At 53.7% G+C, this 24,954-nt stretch carries 22 protein-coding genes; 14 read left to right on the top strand and 8 right to left on the bottom strand.

What is annotated here, in order from left to right:
* The 7 genes from HBA26_RS00875 to HBA26_RS00905 all read left to right on the top strand — a co-directional run.
* Positions 1-706 (top strand): fimbrial protein (locus tag HBA26_RS00875; protein WP_243854818.1); only part of this gene is annotated, 706 nt, incomplete at its 5' end.
* A gap of 62 nt (positions 707-768) precedes the next feature.
* Positions 769-1,506: a fimbrial chaperone gene (locus tag HBA26_RS00880; RefSeq protein WP_047367347.1), complete on the top strand. Its 738-nt coding sequence runs from the start codon at positions 769-771 to the stop codon at positions 1,504-1,506.
* A gap of 65 nt (positions 1,507-1,571) precedes the next feature.
* Positions 1,572-4,151 carry an outer membrane usher protein gene (locus HBA26_RS00885; RefSeq protein ID WP_166720734.1) on the top strand — a complete coding sequence of 860 codons (2,580 nt, stop codon included), beginning with the start codon at positions 1,572-1,574 and terminating at the stop codon, positions 4,149-4,151.
* Between the two features lie 13 nt (positions 4,152-4,164).
* Positions 4,165-4,743 carry a fimbrial protein gene (locus HBA26_RS00890; RefSeq protein WP_126345455.1) on the top strand — a complete coding sequence of 193 codons (579 nt, stop codon included), beginning with the start codon at positions 4,165-4,167 and terminating at the stop codon, positions 4,741-4,743.
* A gap of 23 nt (positions 4,744-4,766) precedes the next feature.
* Positions 4,767-5,324, top strand: coding sequence for a fimbrial protein (locus HBA26_RS00895; protein ID WP_166720736.1), 558 nt, complete (start codon positions 4,767-4,769; stop codon positions 5,322-5,324).
* Between the two features lie 29 nt (positions 5,325-5,353).
* The gene (locus tag HBA26_RS00900) at positions 5,354-5,956 is read left to right on the top strand and encodes a fimbrial-like protein (RefSeq protein ID WP_126345473.1); all 603 of its coding nucleotides are present in this window, start codon (positions 5,354-5,356) and stop codon (positions 5,954-5,956) included.
* A gap of 34 nt (positions 5,957-5,990) precedes the next feature.
* Positions 5,991-7,067: a fimbrial protein StkG gene (locus HBA26_RS00905; protein ID WP_126345454.1), complete on the top strand. Its 1,077-nt coding sequence runs from the start codon at positions 5,991-5,993 to the stop codon at positions 7,065-7,067.
* Position 7,068: 1 nt separating this feature from the next.
* On the opposite strand, the gene HBA26_RS00910 is transcribed toward HBA26_RS00905, so the two are convergent.
* The 4 genes from HBA26_RS00910 to HBA26_RS00925 all read right to left on the bottom strand — a co-directional run bounded on the left by HBA26_RS00910 (position 7,069) and on the right by HBA26_RS00925 (position 10,617).
* Positions 7,069-8,316, bottom strand: coding sequence for a polysaccharide deacetylase family protein (locus HBA26_RS00910; RefSeq protein ID WP_047367341.1), 1,248 nt, complete (start codon positions 8,314-8,316; stop codon positions 7,069-7,071).
* 63 nt (positions 8,317-8,379) lie between these two features.
* Positions 8,380-8,820 (bottom strand): PTS sugar transporter subunit IIA, encoded by a 441-nt coding sequence (locus HBA26_RS00915; protein WP_028015541.1) that lies wholly within the window; start codon positions 8,818-8,820, stop codon positions 8,380-8,382.
* Between the two features lie 103 nt (positions 8,821-8,923).
* A complete protein-coding gene (locus HBA26_RS00920; protein ID WP_023334536.1) occupies positions 8,924-9,694 on the bottom strand; it encodes an ABC transporter permease in 771 nt (256 codons plus the stop codon).
* Entirely contained in the window at positions 9,691-10,617 is a 927-nt protein-coding gene (locus HBA26_RS00925; RefSeq protein WP_028015540.1) for an ABC transporter ATP-binding protein, read from the bottom strand. The genes HBA26_RS00920 and HBA26_RS00925 overlap by 4 nt, the downstream gene beginning before the upstream one ends.
* Positions 10,618-10,724: 107 nt before the next feature.
* Here HBA26_RS00925 and can point away from each other — a divergent pair, with 107 nt between their 5' ends.
* Positions 10,725-11,387 (top strand): carbonate dehydratase, encoded by a 663-nt coding sequence (gene can / locus HBA26_RS00930; RefSeq protein ID WP_014882586.1) that lies wholly within the window; start codon positions 10,725-10,727, stop codon positions 11,385-11,387.
* Positions 11,388-11,448: 61 nt separating this feature from the next.
* On the opposite strand, the gene hpt is transcribed toward can, so the two are convergent.
* Positions 11,449-11,985, bottom strand: a complete 537-nt coding sequence (hpt, locus tag HBA26_RS00935) for a hypoxanthine phosphoribosyltransferase (protein ID WP_032644976.1) — start codon at positions 11,983-11,985, stop codon at positions 11,449-11,451.
* Between the two features lie 208 nt (positions 11,986-12,193).
* On the opposite strand from hpt, the gene HBA26_RS00940 reads away from it, so the two are divergent.
* Complete coding sequence (locus HBA26_RS00940) at positions 12,194-14,584, top strand: glucose/quinate/shikimate family membrane-bound PQQ-dependent dehydrogenase (RefSeq protein ID WP_126345453.1); 2,391 nt, start codon at positions 12,194-12,196, stop codon at positions 14,582-14,584.
* A gap of 74 nt (positions 14,585-14,658) precedes the next feature.
* Here HBA26_RS00940 and cueO read toward each other — a convergent pair whose 3' ends face one another.
* Complete coding sequence (cueO, locus tag HBA26_RS00945) at positions 14,659-16,218, bottom strand: multicopper oxidase CueO (protein ID WP_126345452.1); 1,560 nt, start codon at positions 16,216-16,218, stop codon at positions 14,659-14,661.
* A 145-nt stretch (positions 16,219-16,363) separates the two neighbouring features.
* Here cueO and HBA26_RS00950 point away from each other — a divergent pair, with 145 nt between their 5' ends.
* The 3 genes from HBA26_RS00950 to speD all read left to right on the top strand — a co-directional run bounded on the left by HBA26_RS00950 (position 16,364) and on the right by speD (position 18,491).
* A complete protein-coding gene (locus HBA26_RS00950) occupies positions 16,364-16,711 on the top strand; it encodes a YacC family pilotin-like protein (protein ID WP_014882582.1) in 348 nt (115 codons plus the stop codon).
* A gap of 115 nt (positions 16,712-16,826) precedes the next feature.
* Positions 16,827-17,696, top strand: coding sequence for a polyamine aminopropyltransferase (speE, locus tag HBA26_RS00955; protein ID WP_028015536.1), 870 nt, complete (start codon positions 16,827-16,829; stop codon positions 17,694-17,696).
* Positions 17,697-18,491 carry an adenosylmethionine decarboxylase gene (speD, locus tag HBA26_RS00960; RefSeq protein ID WP_028015535.1) on the top strand — a complete coding sequence of 265 codons (795 nt, stop codon included), beginning with the start codon at positions 17,697-17,699 and terminating at the stop codon, positions 18,489-18,491.
* Between the two features lie 31 nt (positions 18,492-18,522).
* Here the strand turns inward: speD and yacL are convergent, their stop codons facing one another.
* Both yacL and acnB read right to left on the bottom strand, forming a co-directional pair.
* Positions 18,523-18,885, bottom strand: a complete 363-nt coding sequence (gene yacL, locus HBA26_RS00965; RefSeq protein ID WP_041911228.1) for a protein YacL — start codon at positions 18,883-18,885, stop codon at positions 18,523-18,525.
* 190 nt (positions 18,886-19,075) lie between these two features.
* On the bottom strand, positions 19,076-21,673 hold the full coding sequence (gene acnB / locus HBA26_RS00970; RefSeq protein ID WP_045631164.1) for a bifunctional aconitate hydratase 2/2-methylisocitrate dehydratase: 2,598 nt from the start codon (positions 21,671-21,673) through the stop codon (positions 19,076-19,078).
* A gap of 893 nt (positions 21,674-22,566) precedes the next feature.
* Here acnB and HBA26_RS00975 point away from each other — a divergent pair.
* Together HBA26_RS00975 and HBA26_RS00980 are read left to right on the top strand one after the other, a co-directional pair.
* Positions 22,567-24,114 carry a DUF3300 domain-containing protein gene (locus HBA26_RS00975; RefSeq protein WP_126345451.1) on the top strand — a complete coding sequence of 516 codons (1,548 nt, stop codon included), beginning with the start codon at positions 22,567-22,569 and terminating at the stop codon, positions 24,112-24,114.
* A 10-nt stretch (positions 24,115-24,124) separates the two neighbouring features.
* Positions 24,125-24,916, top strand: coding sequence for a DUF2950 family protein (locus HBA26_RS00980; RefSeq protein ID WP_166720738.1), 792 nt, complete (start codon positions 24,125-24,127; stop codon positions 24,914-24,916).
* The last annotated feature ends 38 nt before the right edge of the window (positions 24,917-24,954 follow it).

The raw sequence follows: 24,954 nt of genomic DNA on the forward strand, positions 1-24,954 counted from the left end.
TCCGTCGTCGGCAGCGTCAGATGTGTATAAGAGACAGATACCCAACGTATACAGAGATCCCTATCATCATTTTGCTTGTATTAAATCATTACAATGTTTTTTAAATGGAATTTCAATTATGTTAAAAAAAACGTTATTAGCTTCAGCTGTAGCTTTGTTTGCAGTAGGTTCTTTTTCAGCAATCGCAGATACGGATCTCGGTTTAATCACCTTTGATGGTGCGGTAACAGACACAACATGTAATATTTCCACCTCTAATGGTGAATCACAAAGCAATATTACTATTACCTTACCCGTCGTTAAAAAATCTGAAGTTGAATCCACAACTATTGATACTGGCGTCGGTTCCAAAAACTTTGAACTGCTGCTCACCAATTGCCCTGAGACATTAAAGAATGCCTCTGCAAGCTTCATGTCAAAAAATATGGGCGCTATTGCGAACGGTACTATTGAACCCGATGCTAACGTACAAGGCTCTGCAACCAACGTTGCACTTGCCCTGTTTAACAATGCCCCAACCGTTTCATCTCGTATTATGGTAGGCCAGCCTGACAATAATACGCAGAAAACAGATCTGAAAGCCGGCTCCGGTAAACTGTTCTACCGTGTTGCTTATGTCCCTGGCTCCAACTGGGTGAAAGATACTAGCCCTGTGCAGTCAGGTAAAGTTAGCGCCAACGCTTACTTCACCATGAGCTACGAATAATTTTATTCGTCCTGTTAATGTGCCCAGCCGGGCACATTTTTTCGTATTATTTGAGAGTAGACATGTACTTACTGAATATTAAGAGCGGATTAAAAGCCCTGCTGCTGGCCTCGGTGAGCGTTTTTGCTCTTAACGCCAGTGCAGATATTGTGATTTCCGGCACCCGTGTCATTTATCCAGAATCGGCAAAAGACGTAACGGTGTCTATGGATAACCGTGGCACCAGACCTTTACTGGTACAAACCTGGCTCGATGACGGAAGAGATACCACCAATCCTCAAGAGCTGAAACTTCCCTTTATTGTCACGCCTCCTGTATCGCGTGTAGAACCGCAAAAAGGGCAAACGGTCAGAATCACCTGGCTTGGTCAGTCATTGCCAAAAGATAAAGAATCCCTGTTCTGGTTTAACGTTCTGGAAGTTCCGCCAAAGGCAAAGGAAAGCGATACGCAAAGCATGCTTCAGCTGGCATTCCGTACCCGCATAAAACTCTTTTTCCGGCCTACAGGTTTGAAAGGAGAACCGACAGATGCGGCTAAAAATCTTAAATGGACTGAAACCCGGCAAGGTCAAAATATCGTTTTAAGTGCGAAGAATGATTCACCTTATTATGTATCACTGGCGGGGGCAACGCTTATTGCTGGTGCTAAAAGCTACGATATTGAAACGCATTATATTGAGCCATTCTCAAGCCAGACTATGAACGTAAAAAATCATAACACCTTGGGGTATAACAAAATCACCTGGCAAGCCATCAATGATTTCGGTGGAATTGATAAGTATGAATCCATACAGAATTGATTATTTATCCGCCTCGTATCATTCGGAATAACTATAATTAGCTTAACTCTGGGACAGAGTACATCATGCGGTTTAAACGTTCACTACTATGTTTATCGATAAGTGCGGTATTGCCGTTTTGTGCATTTGCTGCTGAAAATAATAAAGAAGAAGACGTGCAGTTTAACGATCAGTTTCTTTATAACACCGGTACATCAATTGATGTCAGCCGTTTTTCAAAAGGCAACCCTGTTCTTGCCGGGACGTATAAGGTGAAGGTGGTTATTAACGGAAAACCTTCCATTACCACGGATCTTGTGTTTAAAGAGAATGGTACACCGCGCGCCACGCCCTGCATCACGCGTAAACTGCTCACCCAGACAAATGTAGCAACCGAGCAACTTAAACCAGCAGGGGATGATTCCGAAGATACGTGCATCTCTGTGTCAGACACCTATCCCGGCTCACGTGTGGCTTACGATCCTTCCACACAGGAGTTGGACCTTTCTATTCCTCAGGCTTTCGTCATTCAGCGCCCGGCGGGATTTGTCGATCCTTCACTTTGGGAAGACGGGATCCCGGCGGCGATGCTCTCCTGGGATCTTAACGGCTGGCACGCGGACACGTCTGATTACAGCACCGATACGGCCTACGCAGGGTTGCGCTATGGAGCAAACCTGGGCCCGTGGCGGCTCCGGGCACGAGGTAATCTGAACTGGGATCGGGATTCCGGTACTCATTACGCCAGCCAGGACATTTATCTCCAGCGTGATATCACGCCGCTGAAAGCACAGTTTATCGCGGGAGATTCCTACACCCGTGGAGATGCTTTCGATTCCATTAGTCTGCGCGGGGCGCGTTTATATAACGATGATCGTATGCTTCCTAATGGCATATCGACTTATGCGCCGGTGATTCGGGGTGTGGCAAACAGCAACGCCAAAGTCACGATCGCCCAGAGCGGAAACACGATTTACGAAACCTCCGTCCCGCCGGGGCCCTTTGAAATCTCAGATCTCAGTACGACGGGTTATGGCAGCGATCTTATCGTCACTGTAGAAGAAGCGGATGGCAGCAAACGTTCCTTCTCGGTCGCGTATTCCTCGGTCGCGCAAATGCTGCGCCCGGGCTACTCCCGATGGGATGTCGGCGTGGGTGAACTGCGTGATGATAACCTACGTGACAAGCCAAAGGTAGGTTACGCCACGGGCTATTATGGATTAACCAATACCTTCACAGGTTATGCGGGTCTGGAGTACACCGATAGCGATTTTTACGCCGCATTGGTGGGTTTGGCTATGAACACCCGCATTGGCGCATTCGCCTTTGACGTCACGCATTCTGATGCCCGGATCGACGGCTTACGGCATCTTAAGGGTGAGAGTTATCGTATCTCCTACAGCAAACTCATGGAAGCCACGAATACCTCTTTCAACGTAGCGGCATACTGGTTTTCGACATCTGACTATCTCAGCCTGAGCGATGCAGCTTCCTTGACCAACGAGATCAAATATCGTGACAGGGAGCTTAACCCTGACCGTGATAACAGCGATGTGTACCAGACTTTCCAGCGCATGAAGAACCAGATCCAGGTGAACATCAGCCAGCCGTTGGCCTTTAACGACCTTGATTTGGGATCGCTGTATGTCAACTCCACCTGGCAGGACTACTGGAATGAAAGCAGCTCATCAGCGCAGTACTCGGTTGGCCACAGTCAATCGTTAAGCTGGGGAAGTTACAGCCTCTCCGTGCAGCGCACCTACAACGAGTTCGGGGAAAAGGATGATAGTGTCTATCTGAGCCTCACAATTCCTTTCGACACGCTGATGGGTAACGGCAAGCGTGCAGGCGGGTTCTCATCCCTCACCACGGGCATCGGCAGCGATCTAAAAGGCGGTGGAAGTTTTAACGCCAGCGCCAACGGCAACACCGAAGATAACCGGTTCAGTTACAGCATCACCGAAAGCACCACGCGTAACGACGATACATTAAATCAGCTAAGCGGTTACGGGAGTTATAACGGCCCGCATGGACCGGTGAGTCTTTCCGTCTCCGCATCCGATGACGATAGCCGACAATATTCCGCCAGCTATAGCGGCGGGATGATTCTGCACTCTGGTGGCATAACACTCGCCCCTGGCAGCATTAGCGAAAGCGATACGCTTGCGCTGATTAAAGCTGAGGGAGCAGAAGGTGCCCGAGTCTCCATCGGTAACGGTGAAATTGGCTCTTCAGGCTATGCCCTTATGCCCTATCTGTCTGCCTACCGTGAAAACAACGTCGGTCTTGATATCAGCGATATGCGCTCTGACGTTGAAGTGAAAAATACCCGTTCCACTACTGTCCCTCGTAGCGGTGCCGTTGTGCTGGTTAATTTTGAGACCGATCAAGGGCGTTCAGTGTTAATGGAACTGACGCGTGACGACGGAGGGTTTATTCCGCTTGGTGCCGATGTTCAAACTGAGCAAGGCGTATCCGTAGGTAGCGTAGGCCAGGCCGGGCAAGCCTGGATTCGCGGAATTGAAGATAAAGGGTTGTTAAAAATCGTCTGGGGAAGTGAGTCCGGCACATCCTGTACTGTCCCCTATCAGATTCCGCCCAATGCGAAAAAGATTGGACCAACAACGCTGCTGACAGGCCAGACCTGCCGCATCACAGTATTATAAAAGGAGTTAGAGCATGCTTTTTAAACCTGGGAAAAAAACAGGATTATGGGTATTAAGTTCGAGTCTGATGGCGCTGTCGCTCGGAACATACGCCGATAATCTCGATATTACCTTTACCGCTAATATCCGTGACACCACCTGCGATATGAAAATTGAAGGTGGCAGCGGTGATGGCTCCAGCAACGTTATTCCCATTGGCACCGACGGCAAGGTGCGCCTGGATTACATCATCCTCAAAAATGCCAAAGCAACAACAAATTTTAAACTCAAAATGGTCTCATGCCCTTCGAGTCTGACAAAGCTGAACACGACCATTAGTGGTAGTGCCAGCCCACTGAATACGGCAATTAAAAATTCACTCTCCGGTGAGGGCAGCGCAGAAAATATTGGCGTGGCGATTTCCCGCACCGCCACTCCGGATGCCCCTTTTGTCATTAATTCATTTACTGATACTCAGCGCCTCGTCTGGTCGAGCGGAGAAATAAGTGCTGGCGAAGTTCAACTCCTGGCGACGCTGGTGGAAACTGCAAGCGGGCAAGGCATGACCGGCAACTTTAGCGGTATCGCTACGTTTAATTTCACCTATGAATAACTGGCGCAATACGGAGCGTTAATATGAAAAAGAAAATGACATCACTGATGTTTGCGATGACTGCCATCCTGCCTTCCGTTTGTTTGAGCGCCATTACGGGTACGACGAGCGTTCAGGCCACCTTTACGTCCACCATTGAAGCCGGAACCTGTAATGCCGAGATTCAGGATGCGAGCGGGGCTCCCATTAGCATTTTGCCGTTTGGCGATGTATTTAAGTCCGATCTGGTGAGCCAGAACCGAACAGGGGCATTCAAAATCGCGTTCACTAACTGTGCCGGGGTCAAAAATGCCTCCGTTCAAGCCACGCCGGGTGCTGGCGGGTCCTGTACTGGCAATGCCAAAAATGGGAACTCATATGCAGCCGGGCATAACGTTGGTTTTGAAATCTGGAAAGGTTCTGTCGACTCAGGTTCCCTGCTGAACTGCGCCACGGCCCCAACTTCTATCGTCAACCTGTCTAACGGGGCGGGAAAATTTGAAATGGATGCGCGCATCGTTATTGCTAAAGATAAAACCATTTCTGACGTGACCACTGGTTCGGTCAGCGCCCCTGTGACTTTTATCGTGACCTATCAATAATGTTTATTAAGACTGATAGCTTAAACAGGATGTTCCACTCCCGCTTAAACTTTAGAAGTGCGACGTTATGGCTCGCCTGCTGTCTGGGGTTTCCCGCAGCAGGTTTTGCCTCGAGCCTGGAGATGGATATGACGGCAAACATCATCAACAATACGTGTCAGGTAAGTATTCCGAATGATGGCAAAGTTATTTTACCGATCGTTGGCAAAGGTTGGTTTTATAACTCCGACGGCAGCCCACGGCTACAACCCGGTGACGCAGCTGGGGGAACTCGCTTCGAAATTCAGCTGAAAAGCTGTGCGGAAAGTGAATCTGGACTGGCAAAAACCCTGCATTTTGAGTTTAAACCTCAAAGTGGGATAGTTATCGGAAGCTCTCAACAGGTGTTCGCCAATGAAATTCCCGCCTCCGGGGGAGGAGCAGAGAACGTCGGCGTTGTGATTTTCTCAGAAAAAGACAATACCAATGTGGTCAATGCGTCAGGAACGTCAGATGTTATTTTTGATGTATCTAACCAAACCGAAAGCCAGTATTTAACAAATTATAATTTCTATGCCCGTTATCAAGACACAGGGATTGTCAGCGCGGGGAAAGTTACCACAAGCGTGCTGGTCAGCGTTACTTACAATTAAAATATACCAAGCATCGGATATAAGGAATTTTTGAATGTGTTATATAGCAGGAGCCGGAACAAGTCATTTCTTCATAAAAGGTGCAGGCCTTGCTTTGTCAATTCTTGCAATAAGTTTCTCTGCATCAGCGTATGAATGTAAATTTAATGGATACAGTGTTCAGCCTATTTCGGATGTCAAAGGTGCAAAGCCCAAGATCGTTCCCCTGGAGAGCGTCAGCGCGCCAACAAAAATAAGCGGCCTTATTGATTTGCAGGTAACTCCGGGCCTCTACTCCTGGTGCACAATGGGTAATGATGGCGAGCGCGTCTATCAGAAAACGGACAGTACACTGGTCGTCGGTGGCGTGGACGGTAAAGCACTCTTTAAAACTAACGTAACGGGGATCGCCTATACGCTGGCCATGTACCCGACCAACAACGCTTTTAATGCCTTTTTTCCTTCGACTACAGGAAGTTATGTAGAAACGGCCAATCATGAAAATAATTCAGATCTGGTTAAAGCAGTATGGTGGTATGCCCGTATGGAATTTTATCAATTACCCTCATATGCTGGCGTGCCCGCAAGCGTCACACAGATTGGTCCAGTGGCCGGGAATATTGGCAACATTGTCGTAGGTAACCCCTGGAGCTCAGATGAAAGTGACCATCCACGTCCGTTAATCACGATACCCGATATGGCCTTCAATGTTCCTGTTGAAAAACCGACCTGCACTCTTACGGCTCCTAAAACCGTAGATCTGGGGGAATATGATGTTTCCGATGTCGAGAACGATAACACGCTAAAAGTCTCTGCTACCGTGTCAGGGAATTGCACCAACACACGCAAAATTACGATGAAGTTGACCACCAGCAAGACAACCGGGACTGATGGCTCTTTACTCGCGAACACCGCATCGTCGAATGCGGCAAAAGGCGTGGGCGTGTTGCTGAAGTGGCCGGACAACAGCCTGGCGGTGCCTAATTCAACTAACAACTATGCGACAAAAGGGAACACTATCATCCCGTCATTTAGCGAGTCTCTCACGGCTCAGTTGGTTAAATCTGGTACAGAAAAAGTCACTTCAGGAACGTTCAGCGCCATCGGCACGTTGCAGATCACCTACGAATAGCTTATCCCTGCGGCTGATTGCTGATCAGCCGCGACATCGTCTCCAGCGAATCCGTTCTTAAGATATAGAGTCGTTTCAGTAAGAACGGATTATCCCCCGGCTTCACCTTCCCCTTCACCGTGGTCACGGCCAGATGGAAACCGGCATCATTCGCCGCCTTGATCGCCTTATTGTCATAGCCGCCAAACGGATAAGAAAGGTAGAGCACACGCGGGTTGAACTGTGACAGCGCGCGACGAGAGCGCTCAAAATCAAACAGGATCACGTGATAGCTGCGGCTCAGTAAGATCGGGTGTTTATACCCGTCCACGCGGTGCAGGAAGTGAGTGTGCGACTGAATGTCGAACACATCCTGAATGCCCTTAATTTCCTGAACGCTCATAAACTGCAGCGATTTCGGATCCCACTTCTGCGGATGGCCTTTAATACGTGACGAAATGATAAACGCCGTCGCGTTGAAGCCATACTCTTTCAGCACAGGATACGCGTAGCGGCTCACCGACTTCAGGCCGTCGTCAAAGGTAATCACCACCGCCTTCGCGGGCAGGTTCATCTTGTTGCGCACGTAGCCTTCCAACTGATACATCGTCAGCGTGGTGTACCCCTGGTCGCGAAGCCAGGTCATCTGGTTGCTGAACGCGCGCACGCTGGTGGTGGTGGAGGTATGACGAAAACGGGTGTTCTCCTCATCGCGCAGGATATGGTGATAGGTCAGAACCGGAATGCCGTTATCTTCCTGCGCGTCCAGGCTGCTTATCCACGCCAGGCGGTTGCCGATGCGGATCTGATACCAGGTCTGGTTCAGGCGGTCTTTGAGTTTATTTAGAATGGGATAACGCAAGTTGGCGCTCAGGGTACCAAAGGGCGCGCTTCCGCTGCTGGGCGCGTTATAGACGGGCGTATCTTTCCAGGTGATGAGGTTCTGGTTACTGAGCGGCTTGTTCAGGTCGCCCAGGCTGTCCTCAACGCGTTGCTTACCCTGCACTTTCTCAAGGTGGTCTTTATCAATAAAGCCGGTACCGAACCCGAAGCGAAATTCGTAATAATCCGCCGCCGCGGGAAAGACCGCGATGATCTGCCCTGCGCGAATATTGCCCACATTAACCACGGAGTTACCTACCTGAGCCCAGATGGCAGCATCCTCAGTGGTTTGCATATATTGAGCAGGAAGCCCTTGCTGACTTATCAGGCTGGCAGACGCCCCGCCGGAAACCAGCAGCAAAAGGAGAAAGAACACGCGCATGAACATAGGATATAAATCGACACGGGAAATCAGTCGCCATTGTAGCAAAAGCGACATCAATACCAATGTTTAATGCTTATACAGATCGTGAAGCAGAACGAAAGGCGGGTTTTTCTGCTGCTGGTGCCACAGGCTGCTCACCTCCGGCTGGCCCTCCGCCACGATAGCGTGCCGAAACTCTGCGCTGCTCAATGAGGCGCGAAGCGGATAGAGGGCTTCGAGTAAAGGCAGGCTGATACCGGAGATCACTTCACAGTTATCATGCTTGTGGCTCAGCAAAGCGGCCGCGCGGTAAGGCGCCGCGCCGGATTTATCGGTAAGAAAAATCACCCCATCACCGGTATCCGTTTCATGCAGGGCATCGCACATCATCCGGCTGAGCATGTTGGTGCTCAACCCGCGCCAGTAGTTAACCACCCGGCATTGCGCCAGCGGGCCAAATTTGGCCTCAAGCGTATCCAGCATGTCCTGCGCTCGTTCATCGTGGCAGGTGATAACCCATCCCAGCATAACTCTCTCCTTAGCAGGCAAGTAGTTTAGCGGAGTGAAGGTTTGCTTACGGTGATAACCGTCAAAGAAAGTGCCCGGCAACCAGAGCGTCGCCGGGCAGGGGTTAACTACGCAGACCGCGCCCGCGCTGGATCAGATACCAGCACAGCAGGTAGAAGGCGATGATGAACACCACCAGCACCGCCACAGTGGTAAACAGCGGAACATCGGTAATGCCGAGGAAGCCAAAGCGGAAGCCGCTGATCATGTAGACGATCGGGTTCAGATGCGACAGCGCCTGCCAGAACGGCGGCAGCAGCGTCAGGGAGTAGAACACCCCGCCGAGATAGGTCAGCGGCGTCAGCACAAAGGTCGGGATCAGGCTGATGTCGTCAAACGTTTTAGCGAACACCGCATTCAGCAGACCGGCCAGCGAGAACAGAATTGCCGTCAGCAGCAGAGTCAGCGCCACGAACAGCCACGAGTGTACCTGGAACGGCACGAAGAACAGCGAAATCGCCGTCACCAGGATGCCCACGCACAGCCCGCGCGCCACGCCGCCGCCCACGTAACCGGCTATGATGACGTGCGTTGGCACCGGCGCCACCAGCAACTCTTCAATATTACGCTGGAACTTAGCGCTAAAGAACGACGAGGCCACGTTTGCGTAGGCGTTGGTGATCACCGCCATCATAATCAGGCCCGGCACGATAAACTGCATATAGGTAAAACCGTGCATCTCACCAATGCGGGAACCAATCAGGTTGCCGAATATGATGAAATAGAGCGTCATGGTGATGACCGGCGGTACCAGGGTTTGCACCCAGATACGCATAAAGCGGTTTATCTCTTTCGCCCAGATACTTTTCAGCGCGACCCAATAAAGATGCGTCATGCCTTGTCTCCTTGTTTATCCTGCACCAGAGAGACAAACAGCTCTTCCAGTCGGTTCGCTTTGTTACGCATACTTAAAACCTGAATCCCCTGCGCGCTCAGCTGGGAGAACACGCTGTTGATCCCCTGCTCGCGCAGCACTTCCACTTCCAGCGTTGAGGTATCAACCAGGCGATACTGGTACCCTTCAAGCTTCGGTAGCGGGCTTTTTGCCGCCAGATCGAGAATAAACGTTTCGGATTTCAGCTTGGAGAGCAGATCCTTCATCGAGGTGTTCTCCACCAGCTCGCCGTGCTGAATGATGCCGATGTTGCGGCACAGCATCTCTGCTTCTTCAAGGTAGTGGGTGGTCAAAATGATGGTGGTGCCTTTGTCGTTAAGATCCTTTAGGAAACCCCACATAGAACGACGCAGTTCGATATCCACGCCTGCGGTGGGTTCATCAAGGATCAGCAGCTTCGGCTCGTGCATCAGCGCGCGGGCAATCATCAGGCGGCGCTTCATCCCCCCGGACAACATCCGCGCACGTTCATTACGCTTTTCCCACAGATCGAGCTGTTTCAGGTACTTTTCGCTACGCTCAAGCGCCTCTTTACGCTCAACGCCGTAATAACCCGCCTGGTTAACGACAATCTGCTGCACCGTCTCAAACGGGTTGAAGTTGAACTCCTGCGGTACCAGCCCCAGTTGGCGCTTGGCGTTTACCACATCTTTTTGCAGGTCGTAACCAAAGACGCTCACCCGTCCGGACGTTTTATTCACCAGCGAGCTGATGATCCCGATGGTGGTGGATTTCCCCGCCCCGTTCGGCCCCAGAAGCGCGTAAAAATCCCCGGCCTCTACTTTTAGATCTATCCCGCGTAGCGCCTGAACGCCACCCGGATAGGTTTTTTTAAGCTGCTCAAGCTCCAGTGCAATTGCCATGAATTTAACTTACCTTCAGTTCTTACACACGTTGTGTGGTTTCATTAAAAGTCGGGTTACCCTATAGTAGCGCAACGCAATTACTTGGTTACAGGTCGCTAACCTCCATGAACGACATAGATACACTCATTAGCAACAATGCACTATGGTCAAAAATGCTGGTGGAGGAAGACCCCGGATTTTTTGGAAAACTCGCACAAGCCCAGAACCCGCGCTTTCTCTGGATTGGCTGTTCAGACAGCCGCGTACCTGCCGAGCGCCTGACCGGCCTTGAGCCCGGCGAACTGTTTGTTCACCGCAACGTCGCCAACCTGGTGATTCATACCGATCTCAACTGCCTTTCCGTGGTTCAGTATGCCGTTGACGTCCTGGAAGTCGAGCACATCATTATTTGCGGCCACTACGGCTGCGGCGGCGTGCAGGCGGCGGTTGAAAACCCGGAACTGGGTTTAATTGATAACTGGCTGCTGCACATCCGCGATATCTGGTTCAAACATAGTTCACTGCTCGGCGAAATGCCGCAGGAGCGACGCATGGACACGCTGTGCGAGCTGAACGTGATGGAGCAGGTATATAACCTTGGGCATTCGACCATCATGCAGTCGGCGTGGAAACGCGGGCAGAAGGTATCAATCCACGGCTGGGCGTACGGTATTCACGATGGCCTGCTGCGCAATCTGGAAGTCACCGCCACCAATCGCGAAACGCTGGAGCAGCGTTACCGTTCGGGGATTGCCAACCTCAAGCTTAAGCATGTGAACCATAAATAAAGCCGGGGGTTTTCGCCCTCTCCCCGTGGGAGAGGGTCGGAGTGAGGGCATCAGCCTGCAATTACTCGTCCAGCAATACCACTTTCCCAACATACGGCAGATGACGATAACGCTGCGCGTAATCAATGCCGTAACCCACCACGAACTCGTCCGGGATGGAGAAACCGACAAACTCCACCGGCACCTGCACTTCACGACGCTCCGGTTTATCCAGCAGCGTACAAATCGCCAGCGATTTCGGCTCGCGCAGGCTCAGGATCTCGCGCACCTTTGAAAGGGTGTTGCCGGAGTCGATAATGTCCTCAACGATCAACACATCTTTGCCACGAATATCTTCATCCAGATCTTTCAGGATTTTCACATCACGGGTTGTGGACATGCCGCTGCCGTAGCTGGAAGCGGTCATAAAATCGACCTCGTGCGGTACCTGCACTTCACGGCACAGGTCTGCCATGAACATGAAAGAACCGCGCAGCAGACCAACCAGCACCATTTCGCTGCCGCTGTCCTTGTAATGCTCGGTGATTTGACGACCCAGTTCGGCGATACGCGCTTTGATCTCGGCTTCCGGGATCATCACTTCAACAGTATGTTTCATATTACTAACCAAATGATTTTGATGAAAATCTTTCAATGCGGATGAATCTTGCTCCGGCATCGATACGCAAGCCAGCCATTATATCAGTAAATGGATAAGCCTGGCGTATGAGTTATAAAAAGCAAATATTGTGATTCCGATCACACTTGTTAACACCTATAATTAGTTGCTAGCAAATTATTAACAAAAACTGACGAGTACACTTTCTATGGCTGAAACAAACACTAAACAGCCGCGTCTACTGGTGACACTAACAGCGCTATTCGCCGCCTTCTGCGGCCTGTACCTGTTAATCGGTGGCGTCTGGCTGGTCGCGATCGGCGGCTCCTGGTACTACCCGATTGCGGGCCTGGTTATGCTTGGCGTAACCGTCCTGCTCTGGCGTAGAAAACAATCCGCACTGTGGCTGTATGCCGCCCTCCTTCTTGCCACCATGATCTGGGGCGTCTGGGAAGTCGGTTTCGATTTCTGGGCCCTGACGCCGCGCAGCGACATCCTGGTCTTCTTCGGTATCTGGCTGATCCTGCCGTTTGTCTGGCGCCGCCTGATTGTCCCTTCCAGCGGTGCCGTTGCAGCCCTGCTGGTGGCGCTGTTAATCAGCGGCGGCATTCTCACCTGGGCTGGCTTTAACGACCCGCAGGAGATCAACGGTACGCTGAACACGGAGTCCACGCCTGCGGCAGCTATCTCGCAGGTCGCTGACGGTGACTGGCCTGCTTATGGCCGTAACCAGGAAGGTCAACGTTACTCCCCGCTGAAGCAGATCAACGCGGACAACGTTAAGAACCTGAAGGAAGCCTGGGTATTCCGTACCGGCGACCTGAAAATGCCGAACGATCCGGGTGAACTGACCAATGAAGTGACGCCAATTAAAGTCGGCGATATGCTCTACCTGTGTACGGCGCACCAGCGTCTGTTCGCGCTCGATGCGGCTACCGGTAAAGAGAAATGGCACTTTGATCCACAGCTGAACTCCAACCCGTCCTTCCAGCACGTGACCTGCCGCGGCGTTTCTTACCACGAAGCGCGCGCCGATAATGCCAGCCCGGAAGTCATTGCCGATTGTCCTCGCCGCATTATGCTGCCGGTGAACGATGGCCGTCTGTTTGCCATCAACGCTGAGACCGGCAAGCTGTGCGAAACCTTCGCCAACAAAGGCATTCTGAACCTGCAGACCAACATGCCGGACACCACGCCGGGTCTGTATGAGCCAACCTCCCCGCCAATCATCACCGATAAAACCATCGTGATTGCCGGTTCGGTAACGGATAACTTCTCTACGCGTGAAACCTCCGGCGTTATCCGTGGTTTCGACGTGAACACCGGTAAACTGCTGTGGGCTTTCGACCCGGGCGCGAAAGATCCAAACGCGATCCCGTCTGACGAGCACACCTTTACCTTCAACTCGCCGAACTCCTGGGCACCAGCCGCGTATGACGCGAAGCTGGACCTGGTCTACCTGCCGATGGGCGTATCAACGCCGGATATCTGGGGCGGTAACCGCACGCCGGAGCAGGAACGTTATGCGAGCGCTATCCTGGCGCTGAACGCAACCACCGGTAAGCTGGCGTGGAGCTATCAGACCGTTCACCACGATCTGTGGGATATGGATATGCCGTCCCAGCCGACGCTGGCGGACATTACCGTTAACGGTAAAACCGTGCCGGTCATTTACGCTCCGGCTAAAACCGGCAACATCTTCGTGCTGGATCGCAGCAACGGTAAGCTGGTTGTGCCTGCCCCGGAAAAACCGGTTCCGCAGGGTGCGGCCAAAGGCGATTACGTCAGCAAAACCCAGCCGTTCTCTGACCTGAGCTTCCGTCCGAAGAAAGACCTCAGCGGTGCAGACATGTGGGGTGCCACCATGTTTGACCAGCTGGTGTGCCGCGTGATGTTCCATCAGCTGCGCTATGAAGGCATCTTCACGCCGCCGTCTGAGCAGGGCACGCTGGTCTTCCCGGGCAACCTGGGAATGTTTGAGTGGGGCGGTATTTCCGTCGACCCTAACCGTCAGGTGGCGATTGCCAACCCAATGGCGCTGCCGTTCGTTTCCCGTCTGATCCCACGCGGTCCGGGTAACCCGATGGAGCAGCCGAAAGACGCGAAAGGCAGCGGGACCGAAGCCGGTATCCAGCCGCAGTATGGCGTACCGTTTGGCGTTACCCTGAACCCGTTCCTGTCTCCGTTTGGTCTGCCGTGTAAACAGCCTGCCTGGGGTTACATCTCCGGTCTGGATCTGAAAACCAACCAGATCGTCTGGAAAAAACGTATTGGTACCCCACAGGACAGCATGCCGTTCCCGATGCCGGTTCCGGTGCCGTTCAATATGGGTATGCCAATGCTGGGTGGTCCAATCTCCACCGCTGGTAACGTGCTGTTCATCGCGGCAACCGCAGATAACTACCTGCGCGCGTATAACATGACCAACGGTGAAAAACTGTGGCAAGGCCGTCTGCCGGCCGGTGGACAGGCAACGCCGATGACCTATGAAGTGAATGGCAAGCAGTACGTTGTCATTTCTGCGGGTGGTCACGGTTCGTTTGGTACGAAGATGGGCGACTATATTGTCGCGTATGCATTGCCGGACGAAGGCAAATAAAAGCAAAACGGCAACGAAAGTTGCCGTTTTTAGCAATGCAGGCCGGGTAAGGCGAAGCCGCCACCCGGCTTTTTTTATACGGTAAAACCGAGCATCATCCCCGTATCTTCATGCTCCAGCAGATGACAGTGCGCCATATAGGCAAACTCTTCAGGCGCTTCGTGGTCGAACTTCACCAGCACCTCGCTGACGCCTCCTTCCACTCTCACTGTATCTTTCCAGCCTGCTCGATGCGCTTCCGGCGCTTTACCGTTCTCAGACAGAATACGGAACTGCGTGCCGTGGATATGGAACGGGTGCAGCATCATGTCCCCTTCACCTGAAACCACCCAGCGCTCAAACTGCCCCTTCGTGGCGGCAAACATCGGTGTGTTCATATCGAACGCTTTGCCGTTGATCTTGTTGGCGTTGTGGAAATCGAACCCGTGACCGCCGTGATCCATACCGCCCATTTTGCCGTGGTCCATATTCATATGGCCCATCATCTGGCCGTGGTGCATTCCCGCCATGGCCTGATTGCCATACTTTTTCATCAGCGCCTGCATGCCCATCATGTCGAGCATCGGGTCCATGGAGAGCTGAAGCTTACGCTGCGTGAGCCCATCCAGCGACGGGAGAGCTGGCAGCGTGGCTAAGGTGTCCGGCAGCGTACCGGAGGCCGTGACCTGTAGCGGCTGAATGCGCAACACCGGGTGTGGTTTATCAAACGGCGCGACGGTCATCCCCATCTGGCTGACAGGCAGCGTTACCAGGTCAAACGGCTTGCCGTCGCTGATGTCCACCAGCACTTCGAAGCGTTCGCCCATCAGCATCGGCAGCTCGCTCACTTTTACCGGTTCCGGCAGCAGGCCGCCGTCGCTTGCCACCACGTAAAGCGCGCGCTTATCGCTGGTGGCGAAGTTCAGCGAGCGGGCGTTACAGCCGTTAAGCAAGCGCAGGCGCAGCCAGCCTTTCGGGGCGGCGTGCTGCGGATAGATCGCACCGTTGGCCAGCAGCGTATCGCCAAACCAGCCGACCGCCGCGCTCATCACGTCCAGCTGGTAGTCAATCTGCCCGTCCGCGCTGAATTTTTTGTCCTGCACAATCACCGGCACATCGTCGATACCCCACTGTTTTGGCAGGCGCAGGAGACGGCTTTCGTCATCCTCAATCAACACCAGTCCGGCCAGCCCCATTGCCACCTGATGGCCCGTTTTGCCATGCTGATGCGGGTGGAACCAGCAGGTTGCCGCCCGCTGGTCAGGGGTAAAGGTTACGCTGCGTTTATCCCCAGGCTTGATAACGCCCTGGGGACCACCATCCACTTCGCCCGGGACTTCCAGCCCGTGCCAGTGCAGCGTGGTCTCCTCGGCAAGCGTATTATGGATATCCACCGTCACCGCTTTCCCTTTGCGTAACTGAAGCGCCGGGCCGAGCAGATTGCCGTTGTAGCCCCAGGTTGTGGCGCTGTGCCCACCGAAGGAGGTTTTACCGGCCTGAACAACGAGCTGAATACGGCTACGGGCGTCTGCGGTCAGTAAGTCAGGAATGGGTAAGGCAGGCCTTTCAGCCGCAAAAACCGCGCGGCTCCAGAGTGGTAATGCGCTGGCAACCCCCAGCACAGCGGAATATTTTAAAAAATCACGACGTTGCATGTTCATTTCCTTATTTCCAGCAGGCGATCTTTTGAGCATAAACCCTCCCCTTACCGGAAGGTCAAGTAAAGCGGCAATAATAAAGATCGTCGCACTGGCATCAAGTGTGCTAACGTTAATTTTCCGTGAAGAAGTGGTAGAAGCAATGAAGACGTTTTTCAGGACAATTTTGTTCGGAAGCCTGATGGCAATGTGTGCGAACAGCTATGCGCTCAGTGAAAATGAAGCGGAAGATATGGCCGATTTAACGGCGGTTTTTGTATTCCTGAAAAATGATTGTGGCTACCAGAATTTACCCAACGGGCAAATTCGCCGCGCGCTGGTCTTTTTCGCCCAGCAGAACCAGTGGGATCTCAGCAACTACGACAGCTTTGACATGAAGGCGCTCGGTGAAGACAGCTACCGTGACTTGAGCGGTATTGGCATTCCCACGGCTAAAAAATGCAAAGCGCTGGCCCGCGATTCGCTCAGCCTGCTCGCCTACGTGAAATAACCTTCCCGACGCCCCCTGTTCAACCTATACCCGTGCAACCACGGTTATAGTTAGCTATCATGTTTCGCTCATTTTTTGTGAGCGTTACGGATGTTAACAAAGGAGGAGTCCGCGTATGGCCGACCACACGTTGTGGCATGAAACACTGCATGACCAGTTTGGTCAGTACTTTGCCGTTGATAACGTGCTCTATCATGAGAAAACGGATCACCAGGATCTGATCATCTTCGAAAACGCCGCCTTTGGCCGCGTGATGGCCCTGGATGGCGTAGTGCAAACGACCGAGCGCGACGAGTTTATTTATCATGAGATGATGACCCACGTTCCGCTGCTGGCCCACGGACACGCGAAGCATGTTCTGATTATCGGCGGCGGCGACGGCGCAATGCTGCGCGAGGTTTCACGTCATCGTTCCATTGAAACCATCACCATGGTTGAGATCGATGCGGGCGTGGTCTCTTTCTGCCGCCAGTACCTGCCCAACCATAATGCTGGCAGCTATGACGATCCGCGCTTTAATCTGGTTATCGACGACGGCGTTAACTTTGTTAACCAGACCACGCAGACCTTCGACGTGATTATCTCTGACTGTACCGACCCCATCGGCCCTGGCGCGTCGCTGTTTACCTCCTCGTTCTACGAAGGCTGCAAGCGCTGCCTGAACCCGGGCGGGATCTTCGTCGCACAAAACGGTGTCTGCTTCCTGCAGCAGGACGAAGCGCTCGACAGCCATCGCAAGCTCAGCACCTATTTCGGTGACGTCAGCTTCTATCAGGCGGCAATTCCGACGTACTACGGCGGGATCATGACCTTTGCATGGGCAACGGATAACGACGTGCTGCGTCATCTCTCTACCGAAATTATCCAGGCCCGCTTCCATCAGGCCGGGCTCACGTGCCGCTACTACAATCCGGCTATTCATACCGCAGCGTTTGCTCTGCCGCAGTACCTGCAAGACGCATTATCCACTAAGGGGGTGAGCTAATTGAAAAAGCTTAAACTACATGGCTTTAACAACCTGACTAAAAGCCTGAGTTTTTGTATTTACGATATCTGCTATGCCAAAACAGCGGAAGAACGCGATGGTTACATCGCCTATATCGATGAACTCTACAACGCCAACCGTCTGACCGAGATCCTGTCAGAAACCTGCTCGATCATCGGTGCCAATATTCTGAACATCGCCCGACAGGATTATGAGCCCCAGGGTGCCAGCGTCACCATTCTGGTCAGCGAAGAGCCGGTCGACCCGCAGCTTATCGACAAAACTGAACACCCGGGTCCGCTGCCGGAAGTGGTCGTCGCCCACCTCGACAAAAGCCATATCTGCGTTCACACCTACCCGGAAAGCCACCCGGAAGGCGGGCTGTGCACGTTCCGCGCGGATATTGAAGTGTCGACCTGTGGCGTGATTTCCCCGCTGAACGCGCTGAACTATTTAATCCACCAGCTGGAATCGGACATCGTCACGATTGATTATCGCGTGCGCGGTTTTACCCGTGATATCAACGGCATGAAGCACTTCATCGACCACGAGATCAACTCCATTCAGAACTTTATGTCCGAGGACATGAAATCGCTGTATGACATGATGGACGTGAACGTGTACCAGGAAAACATCTTCCATACCAAGATGATGCTTAAGGAATTCGACCTTAAGCACTACATGTTCCACACGAAGCCGGAAGATTTAAGTGAAGAAGAGCGCAAGGTCATCACCGACCTGCTCTGGAAAGAGATGCGCGAAATCTACTACGGCCGCAATATTCCGGCCGTGTAAGTGTTGCCCGGAGCAAGGATGCTTCGGGGAGTTACTTCTGTTTCATAAACTCACGGTAGGCATTCACTACCTGCAGGAAGTCTTCCACGCCGCACAGCGACAGGCTCTCTTCGTCGTAGTAGCTCATCCCCTCTTCCATCTCATCCCCTGAAAACTCAAGCTGGTTGGCGCGCACCATCACCTCTTCGCCGTCCATCCACAGGGTGTACTCATGCCCGGCGCGTTGCCAGGAGCGTTCACTGCCTTTCACCGTATTTGCCGCCTGTTCGACTTCATCAAGAAGGGCGAGATTTTCTTTCACCTCTTCGTTAAACCAGTGTCCAACGGCTTCGTGCCCCATCGACATGCGCACTTTCACCACACCGGTGATGTCGCGCAAAAATTCGTAATCCATAGCGTTTTCCTCAGCAAAGCCATTAGGGTAATTATCGCAGCAGAGGGAAAGAAAAAAAGCGGGAGAGGTGGGAGGAATGAAAATAAAAAGGTGAGAGCAAGACCCTGCGGCCTGATGCCCTCACCCCGTCCCTCTCCCACGGGAGAGGGTGCAAACACTAAAAACCGTCTCGTAGAGACGGTTTTGCTGTTTATACTGCCGTCTGGAAGATCACCCCGTCAGCCTTCTCGGTGTACTGAGAAAGCTGGTCGAAGTTCAGATAGCGATAGGTATCCACCGCCGTCTTATCCACCTGCGCCACGAAGGTCTGGTACTCCTCCGGCGTTGGCAGTTTGCCAATCAGCGCCGCAACCGCCGCCAGCTCCGCAGAAGCCAGGTAGACGTTCGCACCAGTACCTAAACGGTTCGGGAAGTTACGGGTAGAGGTGGAAACCACCGTCGCACCGTCGGCCACGCGTGCCTGGTTACCCATACACAGGGAGCAGCCAGGGATTTCGATACGCGCCCCGCTCTTACCGAACACGCTGTAGTAACCCTCTTCGGTCAACTGAGCCGCGTCCATACGGGTTGGCGGTGCCACCCACAGGCGGGTCGGCAGCTGGCCTTTGTGGGTATCCAGCAGCTTACCGGCGGCGCGGAAGTGGCCGATGTTGGTCATACAGGAGCCGATGAACACTTCGTCGATCTTATCACCCTGCACGTCAGAGAGCAGACGCGCATCGTCCGGATCGTTCGGCGCACACAGGATTGGCTCTTTAATATCCGCCAGATCGATGTCGATCACCGCCGCGTACTCTGCGTCTGCGTCAGCTTCCAGCAGCTGCGGATCCGCCAGCCATTTCTCCATGCCCTGAATACGACGCTCCAGCGTACGACGATCGCCGTAGCCTTCTGCAATCATCCACTTCAGCAGCACGATGTTGGAGGTCAGATACTCAATGATCGGCTCTTTGTTCAGCTTGATGGTACAGCCAGCCGCAGAACGCTCGGCGGATGCATCGGTCAGCTCGAACGCCTGCTCAACTTTCAGATCCGGCAGACCTTCAATTTCCAGAATGCGGCCAGAGAAGATGTTTTTCTTGCCTTTCTTCTCAACGGTCAGCAGGCCCTGTTTGATGGCATACAGCGGGATCGCGTGAACCAGGTCGCGCAGGGTGATGCCCGGCTGCATTTTGCCCTTGAAGCGCACCAGCACAGATTCAGGCATGTCCAGCGGCATTACGCCGGTCGCTGCAGCAAACGCCACCAGGCCGGAGCCCGCCGGGAAGGAGATACCGATTGGGAAACGGGTATGGGAGTCACCGCCGGTACCCACGGTATCCGGCAGCAGCATACGGTTCAGCCAGGAGTGGATGACGCCGTCACCCGGACGCAGAGAAACACCGCCGCGGTTCATGATGAAGTCTGGCAGCGTGTGGTGCGTGGTCACGTCAACCGGCTTCGGATAGGCCGCCGTGTGGCAGAAGGACTGCATCACCAGGTCAGAAGAGAAGCCCAGGCACGCCAGGTCTTTCAGTTCGTCACGGGTCATTGGGCCAGTGGTGTCCTGAGAGCCCACGGAGGTCATCTTCGGCTCGCAGTATGCGCCAGGGCGAATACCGGCTACGCCGCACGCGCGACCCACCATTTTCTGTGCCAGCGAGAAGCCGCGGTTGCTTTCTGCCACGTCTTTCGCGTGACGGAAAACGTCGGAGTGCGGCAGACCCAGCGCTTCACGCGCTTTGGTGGTCAGGCCGCGCCCGATGATCAGCGGAATACGGCCACCGGCACGCACTTCGTCAATCAGCACGTCGGTTTTCAGTTCGAAGCTTGCCAGCAGCTCGTTGGTTTCATGGTTGCGCACTTCGCCTTTATACGGGTAGACGTCAATCACGTCGCCCATGTTCAGGTTAGAAACATCCACTTCGATCGGCAGCGCGCCCGCATCTTCCATGGTGTTGAAGAAGATTGGCGCAATTTTGCCACCGAGGCACAGGCCGCCGCCGCGCTTGTTCGGTACGTGCGGAATGTCGTCGCCCATGAACCACAGTACGGAGTTGGTGGCGGACTTACGGGAAGAGCCGGTACCCACAACGTCACCGACGTAGGCCAGCGGGAAACCTTTCTTCTGCAGCGCTTCGATCTGTTTGATCGGGCCCACCACGCCCGGCTGATCTGGCTCAATGCCTTCACGGGCGTTTTTCAGCATCGCCAGGGCGTGCAGCGGGATATCTGGACGAGACCACGCGTCCGGTGCCGGAGACAGGTCATCGGTGTTGGTTTCACCGGTCACCTTAAAGACGGTCACGGTAATTTTTTCCGCCAGCGCAGGGCGGTTCAGGAACCATTCGGCATCGGCCCAGGACTGCATCACCTGCTTCGCATAGACGTTGCCCGCTTTGGCTTTTTCTTCTACGTCGTAGAAGTTATCGAACATCAGCAGCGTGGAAGAGAGCGCTTTAGCGGCAATCGGTGCCAGCTTGTCGTTATCCAGCGCGTCAATCAGCGGATGAATGTTGTAACCACCCTGCATGGTGCCGAGCAGTTCAATGGCTTTTTCAGGAGTAACCAGTGGGGAGGTGGCTTCGCCTTTGGCGATAGCAGCAAGGAATCCGGCTTTTACGTAGGCAGCTTCATCTACGCCAGGCGGTACGCGGTTGATCAACAGATCTAACAGGAATTCTTCTTCGCCCTTAGGCGGGTTCTTCAGCAGCTCGACGAGCGCGGCCATTTGGGTTGCATCTAAAGGTTTGGGTACAATTCCCTCGGCGGCACGTTCTGCTACGTGCTTACGGTATTCTTCTAGCACGACGGTTCTCCTCGCTCTCATTGTCATATGCGGCGGGCGTTCTCTTCACGCTCCTGTGAGACAGCAGTTTGTAGGGTAAATGCCCGATACCGCGTCGGGCAGCATAGCAGGATTTCTGCACAGTGTTAATCCGTTTACAAAAAAGCAACATTAAAAAGTTTGCTGAATCGTTAAGCATGGTGTAGCGGGGAGGAGAGGTGAATTTTGGGGACAAAAAAACCGCCTGATAGCGGTTATTTTGTTGCCTTGCGGTGGTAGCACACCGGGTTGGCAGATTTGCGGCAATGCACTCGGCATGAATAATGCTCCTGAGTATGCAGATCCGCAAGCACATGTTTTGTGTTTACGAGCCGCCATCCAGTTTCGAATGTAAAAGGATGAAACTGCATTTCACCTCTTTTCAGTCCATTTCGGCTGTAATACTGTTGCCCCCGGCCTGCTTCGCTGGTGTAGCAACCAGTCACCGGGCCCGGAAGCAGTTCCGTAACCTACGCGGCAATGTACTCATTTGCCTGGTTCTGCCTTTTCCGGTGAAGAAGGAACCCGCGTAGCCTGTACAGGAACGCACGCAATGGAGATGCGAATCACTGCGCTGATCGTTGCGATCGGTTTACTGCTTATCGCACTGCACGGTGGCTGGAACATATCCGACATCACGGTGCTGTTTGTCGTCAACCTCGGCAACTAGCTGCTGGCCGCTCGTAAGAGCGGCCTTCTGAATTCCCGGCGCCTTTTCCCGCATCGCATATAATTGTGTAATAAATACTCACACTCTTTATCCGGACGTACCGGACGCTTCCCAATAAAAGTCAAAACAGTAAAAGACGGGTGAATAATACTCACGCCAACCGTAACGCCTCACGGCACAGCGCCTGTCTCGTTGGAGTCATTTTATGAAGTTGCCCTTTAAGCCACATCTGCTTGTCCTTCTGTGCAGTGCCGGGCTGTTTGCCGCCTCAGGCGTCATGTTTGTCAAAAGTCGTGCAACGGAACCCGTTGCGCCAGCCCCCGTCGCGCAACCACCGTCAGCGCCTACCGCAGCCCAGCCGGCCCCTGTCGTCGCGCCAACCTACACTGCCGCGCAAATCGATCAGTGGGTTGCCCCCATCGCGCTCTACCCGGATGCTCTGCTGTCACAAATCTTGATGGCCTCGACCTACCCGGCCAACGTGATTCAAGCGGCGCAGTGGTCCAAAGACAACCCCAAAATGGAAGGGGACGCCGCGATTCAGGCCGTTGCCAGCCAGCCCTGGGATCCCAGCGTAAAATCCCTGGTCGCGTTTCCTCAGCTTATGTCGCTGATGGGAGAGAATCCGCCGTGGGTACAAAATCTGGGGGATACGTTTCTCGCGCAGCCGAAAGATGTGATGGATTCGGTGCAACGGTTGCGCCTGCTGGCGCAGAAGACCGGCGCCTTGCAATCTACGCCTCAGCAGACGGTCACCACGGTAACGAAACCCGCACCGGCAAAAACCAGCACCACCGAGTCAACGTCAACCACCACGTCCGCACCGGCCCCGACGGTGATCAAAATTGAATCTGCCGACCCGCAGGTGGTTTACGTCCCCACCTATAATCCCAATACGGTTTACGGGACCTGGCCTAATACCGCCTATCCGCCAACCTATCTCCCGCCGTCACCCGGGGAGCAGTTTGGCAACAGCTTCGTCAACGGCTTAGGTTTCAGCCTGGGTGTCGCCACAACTTATGCCATCTTCAGCAATATCGACTGGGATGATGACGATGACTGGGACCATCATCATGACGGTGACTGGGATAATCACGGCGGCTACAACCGCAACGGTGATAACAACATCAATATTAACGTTGAGAACTTCAATAAAATCAGCGGACAACGTCTGACGGACGCCAACCGTACCTGGCAGCACAACCCGGCCTATCGGGAAGGTGTCCCCTACCCGACAAACCAGCTCAACACGCGTTTCCACTCCACCAACACGGCCACGGGGCTTAGTGCAACGCAACAACCGGTTAATCGCGATAGCCAGCGTCAGGCGGCGCTGAGCCAGATGGAGAAATCGACAGGTAAAACCTTCCCACAGACTGCTCGCCCGGGCACGAAAGCGGCGCAGCGACAGGCCTCAAGTGAACAGCTGAAACAGATTTCTCAGCGCAATAACTACCGTGGCTATGACACCAAACCGCAGACGGCGAAGCGGGCCACCACGCAGCAGCGAGAAAACCGCCAGACCACCGCGCAGAGACAAGAGAAACGGGTTCAGCCCTCTCAGCAACGTCCCTTCCAGCAGCGAAACAGTCAGCTCCGGGCCAATGCACTGAGCGGCAACGACAGCCGTTCCGCCAACTGGCAGGCGCAGCAGCAGCGTGGGGCGCAAAGCAGACACCTCGCCGCTCGTCAGCAGCAGCTACGCCCGGCAGCGGCTGGACGTGCTGAACACCGTGAATTCCGTCATCGCTAAGGGAGCCGACATGAAACGTAAATTACTCAGTGGAATGGTGTTGTTCATGGTCTCGGCGACCGTCATGGCGCAGCAATCCTTCAGCTCACCAGAACAGGCTACCAATGCGCTGGAAAGCGCCATCCGCGATCAAAACGAAAGCGCGATGAGCAACCTGCTCGGTGAGAACTGGCGCGACTTCCTGCCCCCTGAAGGCGTTGATCCTGACGCAGTCGATCGCTTTCTGCGCGACTGGAAAGTCCGTCATAACACCATTGTCGAAGGCGATAAAGCGCATCTGGTTGTCGGAGACAGCGGCTGGCAACTTCCCATTCCGGTGATCAAAACCGCCTCCGGCTGGCAGTTTGACATCAAAGAAGGCGCCGAGGAGATCCTGACCCGCGAAATTGGGCGCAACGAACTCGCCGCCATTGAAGCTCTGCATGCCTACGTGGATGCGCAGCAAAGCTATTTTGCGATGAACCAGAAATACGCGGAGAAGATTGTCAGCTCTGAAGGGAAGAAGGACGGTCTGTACTGGCCCGTCTCGCCCGGCGAAGCGCCAAGCCCGCTCGGTCCGGCGTTCAGTCCGAAAGAGCCGGGTGCGGGCTACCATGGCTATCGCTTCCGCATCCTGCCGGATAAAAATAGCTTTGCCATGGTTGCCTGGCCTGTCAGCTATGGTCAGACAGGCGTCATGAGCTTTGTGATAAACCAGGACGACAAGGTGTACCAGTCCGATCTCGGCAGCGATTCGGAGCAGAAGGCCCGGGCGCTGACCTCATACGCACCTGATAACACCTGGCAGCCTGTAGCCCCCTGAACGCCGCGCATAAAAAAAGCGGCCTCAGGCCGCTTTTT

It is taken from the genome of Enterobacter sp. 725m/11 (assembly GCF_011683705.1).
GTDB lineage: Bacteria > Pseudomonadota > Gammaproteobacteria > Enterobacterales > Enterobacteriaceae > Enterobacter > Enterobacter bugandensis.